Here is a 13830-nt window from a genome sequence, read left to right as displayed (position 1 = left end):
CTTTTTATAAAAGTAATAATCTAATATTACTTAGTAATTTAGATAATGTTGTTGTAAATCTAGCTCCATCTGCTCCATCAATAACTCTGTGGTCGTATGATAAAGATAATGGTAAGATTAATTTAGGTTCAAACTCACTTCCGTTGTAAACAGGTTTAATCTCTGATTTAGAAAGTCCTAAGATTGCAACTTCAGGTGCATTAATAATTGGAGTAAAGTAAGTTCCACCAATTCCACCTAATGAAGAAATTGTAAAACAACCTCCTTGCATATCAGCAGCTTTTAATTTACCATCTCTTGCTTTAATTGAAAGTTCTTTTAATTCTTTAGCAATATCTTCAAAACCTTTTTTATTTGCATCTTTAATAACAGGTACAACTAAACCATTTGGAGTATCAATTGCAACTGCAATATTTACATATTTTTTGAAAATAATACTTTGACCATCTGAGCTTAATGATGAATTGAAATTAGGATGTAATTCTAATGCTTTTGCAACAGCTTTAACAGCAAATACTAATGGCGAAATTTTAATATCAGCACCTGTTTTTACATAAACTGCATTTTGCTCTTTTCTAAAACTTTCAAGTTCAGTGATATCTGCTTCATCAAATTGAGTAACATGAGGCATACTAACCCAGTTTCTATGTAATGATGGTCCTGATATTTTTTGAATTCTAGATAATTCAACAGTTTCTACCTCACCAAATTTAGAGTAATCAATCTCTTTTAATTCAGGGAAATCAAAACCTAAACCTGAGCCAGAATTTTTACTAGCCCCAGAGTTAACTTTTGTTAATTCAGCTTTAATATATAATCTAACATCTTCTTTTAAAATTCTGTTCTTATTTCCAGTTCCTGAAACCTTTCCTAAATCAACACCAAATTCTCTTGCTAATTTTCTAACACTTGGACTAGCATATACTTTTTCAGTTGTTTTAACAGGTTCACTTGAAGTTGCAACTGCTACAGTTTTTTCAACAATAACTTCAGCTTTAGGTTCTTCTTTTTTAACAGTTTCTTTTGGAGTTTCAACAACAATATCTTTTTGCATTCTTGCAATTAAATCACCAGTTTTAACTTTTGCTCCTGGCTGTACTAAAATTTCTTTTAATATACCAGTAAAAGGTGCAGGAACGTCCATTGTTGCTTTTTCAGTTTCAAGAGTAATAATTCCATCTTCTTCAAGAATAGAATCACCAATACTTGCAAGAATTTCAATAACATCAACAGCTTCTTCACCACCGATATCAGGAACAAAAACATCTTCAACAACCGAAGTAATTTCTGCTGAACTTGTATTTGTTTCAATAATTGACTTTTCTTCTACTTTTGTAACTTCGACTTCAACAACAGGTGCTGCTTCTTCTTTTACTTCAGGTGTAGCTTCTTCTGCACCTTCTTTTTTAACACTAGCAATAACCATACCTTCAGATATTTTATCACCAGCTTTTACATTTAGTGATTCAATTGTACAATTATAAGGTGCAGGAATATCCATAGAAGCTTTTTCAGTTTCAACAACAATTATTGCTTCATCTTCTTCTAACTTATCTCCAACACTAACACTAATTTCAATAATTTCTACTTCTTCTCCACCAACATCTGGTAGTTTAATTTCTTCAATACTCATTTTCACACCTTATGCATATAATGGATTTATTTTATCTGGATTTATATCAAACTTAGCAATTGCTTCAACTAATACAGCTTTATCTAATTTTCCTTCATCTACAAGTGAAGCTAAAGTAGTATAAGCAATAAAGTTAGCATCAACTTCAAAGTGAGCTCTTAAGTTTGCTCTTGAATCTGATCTACCAAAACCATCAGTACCAAGAACTTTAAAGTTACCTTTAACATATCCTCTTAATTGGTCTGAATAAATTTTCATATAATCAGTTGCAGAAATAATAATATTATCTTCATCTTCACCTAAAGTACTAGTAATAAATGCTGTTTTATTTTCTTCATTTGGATGTAATAAGTTATATCTTTCCACATCTTGTGCTTCTCTTGTTAATTCATTGTATGAAGTAACAGAGTAAATCTCTGATTTAATATCAAACTCTTTTGCTAAAATATCAGCAGCAGTTCTAACTTGTTCTAAGATTGAACCTGAACCTAATAATTTAACTTTGTAATCATTTGAAGCTTCCACTGTATCTAATTTATAAATACCTTTTTTAATTCCCTCTTCAACACCTGTAGGCATTGCTGGTTGTTTGTAGTTTTCATTTAAAGTAGTTAAGTAATAGAATACATCTTCTTGATTTTCACCATACATTCTATTAATACCATCTTGAACAATTACAGCTAATTCATAACCATAAGTAGGATCATATGAAATACAATTTGGAATAGTATTAGCTAAAATATGTGAATGTCCATCTTCATGTTGTAAACCTTCACCATTAAGTGTAGTTCTACCAGATGTTCCTCCAACTAAGAATCCTCTAGCTCTTAAATCTCCAGCAGCCCATGCCATATCACCTGTTCTTTGGAATCCAAACATTGAGTAATAAATATAGAATGGAATCATAGGAACATCATTTACAGAATAAGAAGTTGCAGCTGCAGCCCAAGAACCCATAGCTCCTAACTCATTGATACCTTCTTGAAGTACTTGACCTTTTTTATCTTCTTTATAGTACGCAACTTGATCTCTATCTTGAGGAACATATTTTTGTCCTTCATTAGAATAAATACCAATTTGTCTAAACATACCTTCCATACCAAATGTTCTTGCTTCATCAGGAACAATTGGAACAATTTGTTTACCAATATTTTTATCTTTTACTAAAGTGTTTAAAATTCTTACAAATGCCATAGTAGTAGAAATTTCTCTATCTTTACTTCCTGCTGTAATTGCATCAAATGCACCTAAGCTTGGAATTTCTAATTTTTGAGTGAATTTTTCTAATCTTTGAGGAACAAATCCATGAAGTTCTTCTCTTCTTTCTTTCATATATTTTAACTCAGCAGAATCTTCAGCAAAAGTATAATATGGTAAGTTTTCTATTTCTTCATCTGAGAAAGGAATTCTAAATCTATCTCTAAATTGTCTTAATGAAGCAAAATCAACTTTCTTAACACCGTGAGCAATATTTTTACCCTCAGCAGCTTCACCCATTCCATAACCTTTAATAGTTTTAGCTAAAATTACAGTTGGTCTATCTTTAGTTTTACCTGCTACATCGTATGCTGCATAAACTTTTAATGGATCATGTCCACCTCTGTTTAAGTTAAAAATCTCATCATCACTCATGTTTTCAACTAATTTTGCAGTTTCAGGATATTTATTAAAGAAGTGTTCTCTTGTGTAAGCTCCACCTTTTTGTTTAAAGTTTTGGTACTCACCATCAACAGTTTCTTCCATTAATTGTAAAAGCTTTCCTGATTTGTCTTTTTCTAATAAAGCATCCCAATGTTTACCCCAAATAACTTTAACAACTCTCCATCCATTTCCTCTAAAGTTTCCTTCAAGTTCTTGAATGATTTTACCATTTCCACGAACTGGTCCATCTAGTCTTTGTAAGTTACAATTGATTACAAATACTAAGTTATCTAAACCTTCACGTCCTGCAAGACCAATTGCTCCTAAAGATTCTGGCTCATCACATTCACCATCACCCATGTAACAATATACTTTTTGCTCACTACAATCTTTAATACCTCTATTAGTTAAGTATTTTAAAAATCTTGCTTGATAAATTGCTTGAATTGGTCCAAGTCCCATTGATACAGTTGGGAATTGCCAGTAGCTAGGCATTAATTTTGGATGAGGATAAGAAGAAAGACCTTTTCCATCTACTTCTTGTCTAAAGTTGTCCATTTGTTCTTCAGTAATTCTTCCTTCAAGAAATGATCTTGCATAAATACCAGGAGCAATATGTCCTTGGAAGAAAACTAAATCTCCGCCATCTTTTTCATTTGGTGCTCTAAAGAAGTGGTTAAATCCAACATCATATAAAGTAGCACTAGATTGAAAAGATGCAATATGACCACCAAGTTCTAAGTTCTTTTTAGAAGCTCTTAGAACCATCATCTGTGCATTCCATCTAATAGCTGATCTTATTTTTCTTTCGATATCTCTATCTCCAGGCATTTTAGGCTCATCATCAACATCAATACTATTTAAATATGCAGTTGTAGCTCTAAATGGTAAATATGTACCTTTTCTTCTAGCTTTATCAATTAATTTTTCTAATAAAAAGTGAGCTCTTCTTGGACCACCTTCTTCTAAAACATTTTCAAAGGCTTCTAACCATTCGCCTGTTTCTTCTTCATTAATATCATTTAAATGTCCGTTTGACATCTATTCTCCTTTTATGTAGTTAAATTTTGTTTATATATTTATATACTTTTATTTTTTATCAATTTATTTACTTATTTTAATAAAAAATTAATTAAAAAAGTATTATATTTTTTTAAGTTTTAAATAAGTTAATTAGAATTTTATGGTTTTAATATTAAATTATGCTGAAATTTAAATTCTTTTATTCAAATTTAAGTTTAATTTAATATTATACTCTTGTTTGAAACACATATTAAAAGGTATCAAAAAAATATTAATGAAAAATAAACAATTTAGATTAATTTTAACTCCTAGAAATAATGCTAAAATAAATATGGCAATTGATAATGCAATAGCATCATCTTATAAGGAAAATGATACTCCAATTTTAAGATTTTATACATGGGAAAACTCTTTTACATTAGGATTATCTCAAAATTTTGAAGATTATACACAATTAAAAGAACAATACAATAACAACTGTGCAAAAAGAATCACAGGTGGAGGAGTATTATTTCATGGACATGACCTTTCATATAGTTTAACAATACCTAGCTCTTGGTTTAAGAACTTAAGTGTTAAGCAATCATATGAACAAATATGTCAGTTTCTTTTACATTTTTATAAAGAGTTAGGATTTAATACTTGTTTTGCAAAAGATTTAGAACAAATAAATTTAAGTAAAAATGAATTTTGTCAAGTAGGCTTTGAAGCTTATGACATTATTGTAAATAATAAAAAAATTGGTGGAAATGCACAAAAAAGATCAAAAAAAATGATTTTTCAACACGGTTCTATTCCACTTATAAAAACACAAGATGATGATAAGTTTGGTTCATCATTAGAAGATTTTAAAATTAATTTAACATTTAAACAACTTGAAGAAAAGCTAATTAGTGCTTTTGAAAAATGTTTTGATGCAAAATTAGTTTTAGATGAATTAAATACTATAGAAAAAGAAAAATTAAATAAACTATTAGAAAGGAATTAAATGTCAGTACCTAGTAAAGTTGGCTTTAAAAAACCTCAATGGCTTAGAAAAAAGCTATCAAATAAAGCGCAAGCAGATATGGAAAAGTTACTTGATAATGCAGGATTACATACAATTTGTCAAGAAGCAAAATGTCCAAATATAAGTGAATGTTTCGCAAAGAAAAATGCAACATTTATGATTTTAGGAGATTTATGTACAAGAAGATGTCAATATTGTAATGTAAAAACAGGAAATCCAAATGGCTATGTTAATGAAAAAGAAGTAGAACAAATTACTATTTCTGTTCAAAAACTTGGTCTTAAATTTGTTGTAATTACAAGTCCTGCTAGAGATGATTTAAAAGATGGTGGAGCAAATCATTTTTATGAAGTTACAAAAAGTATTTTAAATAATACAGAAGATACACAAGTTGAAATTTTAATACCTGATTTTCAAGCAAAAGATGAATCACTACAAAAAGTTGTTGATTCAGGTGCTGTTATCATTGGACATAATGTTGAAACAGTTCCAAGCTTATATAAAGTAAGAAAAGGTGCAACATACGAAAGATCACTAGAAGTCTTACGAAGAATAAAAGAACTTGGTGGCGAAAAAGTTAAAACAAAAAGTGCTTTAATGGTTGGACTTGGTGAAACTGAAGAAGAAATGGTTCAAGTTTTTAAAGACCTTATAAATGTTGGTTGTAAGTTTTTAAGTATTGGTCAGTATTTAGCTCCTTCAGGAGATTATGCAACAGTAAAAGAGTACGTTAAGCCAGAGCAATTTGAAAGATATAAAACTCTTGCAATGGATTTAGGCTTTGAATTTGTTCATAGTACTCCATATGCTAGAAGTTCATATATGGCTCATGAGTATTTATCAAATCAAAAAAAATAGAAAATAGAAAATTAAATAAAAAAGGATTATTAGTGGAAAATAAAAAAGTTGGTGTAATTGGTGTAGGAAATGTTGGAGCAACTCTTGCTTTTAATTTAGCAACAAAAAACATTTGTGATGAAGTTGTTTTAAAAGATTTAAGAGAAGATTATCTTCAAGCAATGGCAATTGATATTTCACAAGCAGCAAATGCAGCAAATGCAAGTACAAAAGTATCATCTGAAACTTCTGATTTTGTAAATTGTGATGTAATTGTAATTACAGCAGGAATTCCAAGAAAGCCAGGAATGAGTAGAGATGATTTACTTCTTACAAATGCTAAAATCATGACTTCAGTTATTGATGAAGTTAAAGATGCAAACAAAGATGCTATTTACATTATTGTTTCAAATCCACTTGATGCAATGGTTTATACAGCACTTAAAGCTTCTGGACTTCCAAAAAATAGAGTTTTAGGAATGGCTGGAATTTTAGACTCATCAAGAATGGCACACTTTATTGCAAAAAAACTGGGAACTTCACAAGGAAAAATCAAAACATCTGTAATGGGTGGACATGGTGATGCTATGGTTCCTTTAGTTAATTATTGTACAGTTGATGGTAAAAACTTAACTGATCTTTTATCAAAAGAAGATATTGAAGAAATTGTAACATTAACTAGAAATGGTGGAGCTCAAATTGTTAAACTTCTAGGAAATGGTTCAGCTTATTATGCTCCTGGATATTCAGCATCATTAATGGTAGAAGCTATTTTAAATGATTCAAAAGAAGTTTATCCTTGTGCTGTTTTACTAGAAGGTGAATATGGTTACAAAAATATAACAGCTGGTGTTCCTGTAAAAATTGGGAAAGAAGGTTGTGAAGAAATTATTGAACTAAAATTAGATGCAGACCAAGAAAATGAGTTTGCTAAATCAATTTTATCTGTAAGAGAACTTACTGATACTTTAGAAGAAAAATTCTTTAATAAATAGTCTTTTGACTATTTATTAATACTCAAACTTATAAATTCCTTTCTACTTAATTAAATATCAAATATCATTAAGCTTCAACAAATAAAAGTTAAAGTAAAATCGCGAATCAACCTCTGGGGGCGCTTTGATTTTAAAGATTAAAAGCTGAGATAGCATATTGCTTGTCCCGTTGAACTTGAACTGGGTAATTCCAGCGTAAGGAAGAGAATTGTAAATAATCTTATAATAATATTCTTATCATACTTTATATACAACTTTTTCCTACATAAATAAAAATTTATTTAAGGAAACATATTGAAAATTAAAAATTTAACGCTATCTGCGATAGCTTCATTAACATTACTAACTCCTTTTGCATATGCAGAAGACATCACGCTAGATTCAATTACTGTTACATCTGATTTTAGAGATGCAAATCTAGATAAAACTAGTAAAGCAATTAGCGTATTATCAGAAGATAAAATAGCTGACAAAGCTCATGAATCTCTAGAAAGTGTTATAGGTCAAGTACCAAATGTAAACTTTACTTCAGGTGCTTCAAGAGCTCACTATGTACAAATCCGTGGGATTGGACAAAGAAGTCAATTCAAATCTCCTAAAAACCCTTCAGTTGGTTTAGTTTTAGATGGTATTGATGTATCTGAATCTGCACTTGCACTTACTATGTTTGATGTTAATCAAATAGAAGTGTTAAAAGGACCTCAAGGTACAACATTTGGTTCAAATGGTATGGCTGGAATTGTTAGTTTACAAAGTAATAAACCAACAGAAGATTTTGAAGGCCATATTGAAACTACAATTGGAAACTATAACACAAAAGCTGCAGGTATTGCACTAGGTGGAAGTTTAATAGAAAATAAATTATTAGGTAGACTTTCAGTTTATAAGAATACTAGCGATGGCTTTATGGAAAATAAGTACTTAGGTAGAAAAGACACTCAAAATATTGATGAAGTTGCACTTAAATCACAATTAACTTATTTAGCAAATGATGATCACAAAGTAGATATAAATTTTGCTCATGTTAATGTAGATAATGGATATGATGCTTTTACTTATGATAACTCTTATAATACTTATTCAGGTAATCCAGGAACAGATTCTCAAGAAACAAATGCGATTGGACTTAAATCTACATATAAAATTAACAGAAAAATGCATTTAATTAGCAAAGCTTCTTTTTCAAAATCTAATAGTGAATATTCTTATGATGAAGATTGGTCTTATGATGCTGTATCTTCTTATATCGCAGAAGATAAATATTTTAGAAAAAGAGAAAAAACAGATGTTGATTTAAGATTAGTATCTGACGAAGAAGGTCGAATTTTCAATAATAGTACAGATTGGACTTTTGGAACATATTATAAAAAACAAAGTGAAGACTTAAGACAAAACTATACTTATTTTGCTTCAGATTATACGAATAATTTTGATTCAGAAAACTTAGCTATTTATGGACAGTTAGATTCTGATATTACAAATAAACTTACATTAACAACAGGGTTAAGAGTTGAAAACTGGAAAGCTGAACTTAAAGATTCAGATTCGTTAAATAAAGAGACAGATGAAGTACTAATAGGTGGAAAGATTGGATTAAGTTACCAAGAGAATGAAAATAATTTATATTATGCAACACTTTCAAAAGGTTATAAACCTGGAGGAGCAAATTCAGAATATACATTAAGTCAAGAACGAAAAACATTTAATACTGAGCATTTATGGAACTTAGACATAGGTAAAAGTTTTTCTAATTTTGAAAATAAATTAAAAACTAGAGTAAACTTTTTTTATGGCTTAAGAAAAGACCAACAAGTTGATAATTCATATTATGGAACTAAATGGATAGAATGGATATCAAATAGTAAATCAGGTAGTTATTATGGAGTAGAAGCTCAAACAAACTATTATGCAGATAATACTTTACACTTATTTGCTTCACTAGGATTACTTAAATCAAAACTTGATGAATATGAAAGTACTGATGTTAATGATGGAAGAACACCTGCACAATCTCCACTTTATCAATATAATGTAGGTTTCGACTACATGATTACTGATGATATTCAAATTAAATCAGATATAGAGGGTAAAGATTCATATTATTTCTCAAATAGTCATAATCAAAAATCAAAATCTTATGCACTTTTAAATGCAAGTCTTTCATATTTTGTAAGTGATTGGACAGTTACTTTATGGGGTAAAAATCTTACAAATAAATCTTATCAAACTAGAGGATTTTATTTTGATGGACAAGGTAATGGTGATGAACTTTATACACAACAAGGAAATCCAAGAACATTTGGATTTACAGCGAGGTATGACTTCTAATGGAAATTTCAGTAGATATAAGTATGTACCCTCTACAAGAGGAGTTTAGAAAACCAATTTTAGCATTTATTAATGCTATTGAAAATGAAACTAGTATTGATGTAGTAAAAAATGACCTTAGTACTCAAATTCATGGGGATTATAATATAATCATGAAACTTTTAGAAAAAGAGATGTTTTCTGTTTTTGCACAAATTCCTGATTCTATCTTTGTATTAAAATTTGTTGGAAACAATAGACTTAAAAAAGATGGAATATATAAAGAGAAAAGAGACTAAATGAAAAAACTAGTATATCTATTACTTTTAACAACTTTTTTTGCATATGCGAATGAAAAACCAACACTAAATGTATATACCTATGATGCCTTTGCTGCATCATGGGGACCAGCTCCTAAGGTTAAGAAAGCATTTGAAAAAACTTGTAATTGTAATATTAATTTTATAGGAGTATCAAGTTCAATTGCAACACTACGTAAGATACAACTTGAAGGTAAAAAAACAAAAGCTGATGTACTTTTAGGTTTAGATACAGCAGTTGCACAAGTTGCAAAAGATACTAAGCTTTTTTCTACTCATGACTTAGATACGTCTATTATTGATTTACCAAATTCATATAAAGATGACACTTTTGTACCTTTTGATTATAGTTACTTTGCTTTTGTTTATGATGAAGAAAAAACAAAAAAGGTACCTAAATCTTTTGAAGAGCTAGCATCAATGCCTGATGATTTTAAAATAGTAATTCAAGACCCAAGATCTTCAACTCCTGGACTTGGTTTGTTATTATGGGTTAAATCAGTTTATGGTGATAAAGCATCTGATTATTGGAAGCGTTTAGCTCCACATATTTTAACTATTACAAAAGGTTGGTCAGAAGCTTACGGTTTATTTTTAAAAGGTGAAGCAAATATGGCTCTTAGTTATACTACATCATCTGCTTATCATATGGTTGAAGAGAATAAATTCAATATCAAAGCTGCACCATTTAAAGAGGGTCATTATGCACAAATTGAAGTTGCTGCTATTGTTAAATCTTCAAAACAAAAAGAATTAGGTAAAAAGTTTTTAGAGTTTTTATATAGCAAAGAGTTTGCACAACTAATTCCTACATCAAACTGGGCTTATCCTGTTATAAAAGATGTAAAACTACACGAATCTTTTTCTAAATTACACCTTCCAAAAGAGTTTATTTTAATGGATGGGAAAACTGTACAAGAAAAAAGAAAAGCTATTATAAATGAATGGCTTGAAGCTGTTAAAAAATAACAATGAGTAAAGGCTTAAAAGATTTAAAAAGATTTAAAAGCTCTACACTTTTAGGTGGAACTTTATCTTTAGCCTTATTAAGCTTTTGCTTTCTAATCTTTTATACTTTATACACAGCTCAAGAAACAAATCTTTTTACCTCAGTTGATAGCAAAATATATGGCTTATTAAAATTTACAATTTTTCAAGCTTTTTTATCAACAGTTCTTTCACTTTTTGTAGGACTACTTTTAGCTTGGGCATTAGCACATCAAGTAAAGTTTAAAGGGCGAAGTATTTTAATCGCACTTTTTTCTTCATCACTAGTTTTACCAACGCTTATAGTTGTTTTTGGAATTATTGGAATTTTTGGAAGACAGGGTTACATAAACCAAATTAGTCTTTATTTATTTGATACTAACTTTGGGACATATCTTTATGGCTTAGGTGGTATTTTATTAGCTCATGTTTATCTTAATGCTTCTTTTGCACTGCGTTCATTACTTCATAGTTTTGAAGCCATTCCAAAAGAGAAATATAAACTAGCAAAAAGTCTTAATTTTTCAGTTTTAAAATGCTTTTATTATGTAGAGTATCCTGCTTTAAGGCCAAGTTTATTAAGTATTGCTTCTACAATATTTTTACTTTGTTTTACTTCTTTTGCAGTTGTACTTTTACTTGGTGGTAATCCTAGTTATAATACTTTAGAAGTTGCTATTTATGAAGCCGTAAAGTTAGACTTTGATATTCAAACTGCTTTAAAACTAGCTCTTATTCAACTTGGTATTTCTTTTGTTTTAGTAATATTATCATCTTCATTTAAAATAAATACTACAAATATTAAGACAAATAGCTTATCAAGTATTACAAAAAACTCTAAAACAATTCAGATATTACAATGGTTTATCATATCATTATTTACACTATTTTTTATCTCACCTTTAATAGTGATTTTTATAGATGGTCTTAGTGCAAACTTTGCTAAAATACTAAGTGATAAAGTTTTTATTCAAGCATTTGTAACTTCTATAATAATTGCAACTCTATCAGCAATCATAACATTAATAGCAGCAATATTTTTAAGTAATACAAGAAGAAACTTTAGTCTTGATACAAGATTAGCAAAGTATCCTTTTTCAAAAGTATTAAATTTATTTGTTGCCTTTTCTGGTAATATTTATCTAGCTATTCCTTCTTTAGTTCTTGGTTTAGGCTTTTTTATGATGTATCAAAAATATGATGGTTCTTTTACTCTTTGGTCAAGTATGGCTCTTTTAACAGCAAATGTTTTGATGTCCCTACCCTTTGCACTTGCAGTAATAACACCAGCAATGCAAAAAATAGCAAAGAGATATGATAGACTCTCTTTTTCTTTAAATCTTAGTTCATTAAGAAGATACAAAGAAGTAGAATTGCCTTATTTAAAATCATCACTTGCTTATGTTTTTACCTTGTCTTTTTGCTTTTCTCTAGGAGATTTAGGGATTATTGCGCTATTTGGCTCTGATGAATTTATAACCTTACCTTGGTATCTTTATCAACTTATGGGCTCATACAATACAAATGACGCAGCAGGAGTTGCGCTAATACTTTTAGTACTTGTACTTTTTGTATTTATTTTTATACCAAGAATATTTAGGAGTAAAAATGCTTAAAATTAAAAACTTGCAATATAGTTACGAAAATTCAAACTCAAAAGAAAACTATACTTATAATTTAGAAGTTAAAGAGCAAGAAATTGTAGCAATTTTAGGGGAAAGTGGAAGTGGTAAATCAACGCTTTTAGATTTAATTGCTGGATTTATTGAAGCACTTGATGGAAGTATAACACTAAATCAAAAAGAGTTATTAGCTTTAGGTGTTGAGAAAAGACCTATTAGTATTTTATTTCAAAATCATAATCTTTTTGAGCATTTGAATGTAAAGAAAAATATCTTATTAGGTTTAGGAAAAACAAATTTAAATGATGAAAAAAGAGTAAGAAATATTTTAAAAGATGTAGGACTTGAAGAGTTTGAAAATACTTTATCATCACAACTTTCAGGAGGTCAACAACAACGTGTTGCACTTGCACGAGTTCTTCTTAGAAATAAACCCATACTATTACTTGATGAGCCTTTTTCAGGTTTAGATGAGCAAACAAAAATCATAATGCTAGATTTAGTAAAAAATATCACACAAGAGCATAAACTTCATACAATAATGGTTACACATGATAAACATGACTGTGAGAGAATCGCTTCAAAAGTTTATAAAATGAAAGACTATTTACTTTTAGAAGAGATTTAGATGTATAATATAAAAGGACTTACACAAAGTTAATATTTAAGGAGTAGTAATATGTCGAAATTTATAATATTTGATACTGAAACTACTGGCTTTTATGAAGAAGATAGAATCATAGAAGTTGGAGCAATGATTATTGATGATAATGATGTCCAAATCTTAGATGAACTTTGTAGTACTGATGTTCCTATAAAAATGGAAGCTACTTTAATCCATAAAATCTCACAAGAGATGATAAAAGACAAATGCAAATTTACTCAAACAAAATTTTATAAAAGATTACTTGAATTAAATAATGAACAAAACTATTTAATAGCTCATAATATGCCATTTGATTTAGGAATGTTAGAAAAAGAAGGTTTTGTAAATAAGTTTAGAATTATTGATACGTTAAGAGTTGCTAAGCATCTTTTAGTAGAGGGTAAATCTATAGCACTTCCATATCTTAGATATTCACTTAAATTATATGAAGAGGAAGAAAAAGAAGCATTAAAATATGGTGTTGTTATGAAAGAGCATACAGCAATTGGTGATGTATTAGTTACAAAACTATTATTTTCAAAGCTTCAAATACTAACAAAAGAAAAATTCCCAAATGAGAATGCTATAGAGAAAATGCTAGAGTTTACTAAAACACCAATATTACAAAAGAATTTCAAATATGGTAAATATAAGGGCAAAAAAATAAGTGATATTTATAACAATGATATAGAATATATAAATTGGTTAAAAAATAATATAGAACTTGATATGGATATAAAATATACTTTTGATACTCTTGAAAAAAAGAAAAAAAGCTAGCAAAATAAATTGCTAGCTTCTTAAATTAAG

At 29.0% G+C, this 13830-nt stretch carries 11 protein-coding genes and 1 riboswitch; of the genes, 9 read left to right on the top strand and 2 right to left on the bottom strand.

Annotated elements, in window-relative coordinates; translation table 11 throughout:
• Positions 1 to 4: 4 nt before the first annotated feature.
• Both LPB137_RS03940 and aceE read right to left on the bottom strand, forming a co-directional pair.
• Positions 5 to 1633: a dihydrolipoyllysine-residue acetyltransferase gene (locus tag LPB137_RS03940; RefSeq protein WP_076084646.1), complete on the bottom strand. Its 1629-nt coding sequence runs from the start codon at positions 1631 to 1633 to the stop codon at positions 5 to 7.
• A 9-nt stretch (positions 1634 to 1642) separates the two neighbouring features.
• A complete protein-coding gene (aceE, locus tag LPB137_RS03935) occupies positions 1643 to 4315 on the bottom strand; it encodes a pyruvate dehydrogenase (acetyl-transferring), homodimeric type (protein WP_076084643.1) in 2673 nt (890 codons plus the stop codon).
• Between the two features lie 256 nt (positions 4316 to 4571).
• On the opposite strand from aceE, the gene LPB137_RS03930 reads away from it, so the two are divergent.
• From LPB137_RS03930 to LPB137_RS03890, 9 genes are all read left to right on the top strand, one after another.
• Positions 4572 to 5285 carry a lipoate--protein ligase family protein gene (locus LPB137_RS03930; RefSeq protein ID WP_076084639.1) on the top strand — a complete coding sequence of 238 codons (714 nt, stop codon included), beginning with the start codon at positions 4572 to 4574 and terminating at the stop codon, positions 5283 to 5285.
• A complete protein-coding gene (gene lipA, locus LPB137_RS03925; RefSeq protein WP_076084636.1) occupies positions 5286 to 6164 on the top strand; it encodes a lipoyl synthase in 879 nt (292 codons plus the stop codon).
• Between the two features lie 32 nt (positions 6165 to 6196).
• The gene (locus tag LPB137_RS03920) at positions 6197 to 7138 is read left to right on the top strand and encodes a malate dehydrogenase (protein WP_076084634.1); all 942 of its coding nucleotides are present in this window, start codon (positions 6197 to 6199) and stop codon (positions 7136 to 7138) included.
• A 105-nt stretch (positions 7139 to 7243) separates the two neighbouring features.
• Positions 7244 to 7357: riboswitch (TPP riboswitch) on the top strand.
• Between the two features lie 75 nt (positions 7358 to 7432).
• On the top strand, positions 7433 to 9466 hold the full coding sequence (locus LPB137_RS03915; RefSeq protein ID WP_076084631.1) for a TonB-dependent receptor: 2034 nt from the start codon (positions 7433 to 7435) through the stop codon (positions 9464 to 9466).
• Complete coding sequence (locus LPB137_RS03910) at positions 9466 to 9744, top strand: hypothetical protein (RefSeq protein WP_076084629.1); 279 nt, start codon at positions 9466 to 9468, stop codon at positions 9742 to 9744. Before LPB137_RS03915 ends, LPB137_RS03910 begins: the two co-directional genes overlap by 1 nt.
• Positions 9745 to 10734 (top strand): thiamine ABC transporter substrate binding subunit, encoded by a 990-nt coding sequence (thiB, locus tag LPB137_RS03905; RefSeq protein ID WP_076084627.1) that lies wholly within the window; start codon positions 9745 to 9747, stop codon positions 10732 to 10734.
• 2 nt (positions 10735 to 10736) lie between these two features.
• Positions 10737 to 12368, top strand: a complete 1632-nt coding sequence (locus LPB137_RS03900; RefSeq protein ID WP_076084625.1) for an ABC transporter permease subunit — start codon at positions 10737 to 10739, stop codon at positions 12366 to 12368.
• Positions 12361 to 13002 carry a thiamine ABC transporter ATP-binding protein gene (locus tag LPB137_RS03895; RefSeq protein ID WP_076089202.1) on the top strand — a complete coding sequence of 214 codons (642 nt, stop codon included), beginning with the start codon at positions 12361 to 12363 and terminating at the stop codon, positions 13000 to 13002. The genes LPB137_RS03900 and LPB137_RS03895 overlap by 8 nt, the downstream gene beginning before the upstream one ends.
• 51 nt (positions 13003 to 13053) lie before the next feature.
• A complete protein-coding gene (locus LPB137_RS03890; RefSeq protein ID WP_076084623.1) occupies positions 13054 to 13800 on the top strand; it encodes a 3'-5' exonuclease in 747 nt (248 codons plus the stop codon).
• Positions 13801 to 13830 lie beyond the last annotated feature (30 nt).

This window comes from Poseidonibacter parvus (assembly GCF_001956695.1).
Lineage (GTDB): Bacteria > Campylobacterota > Campylobacteria > Campylobacterales > Arcobacteraceae > Poseidonibacter > Poseidonibacter parvus.
This window is presented reverse-complemented; position numbering and strand designations above follow the sequence as displayed.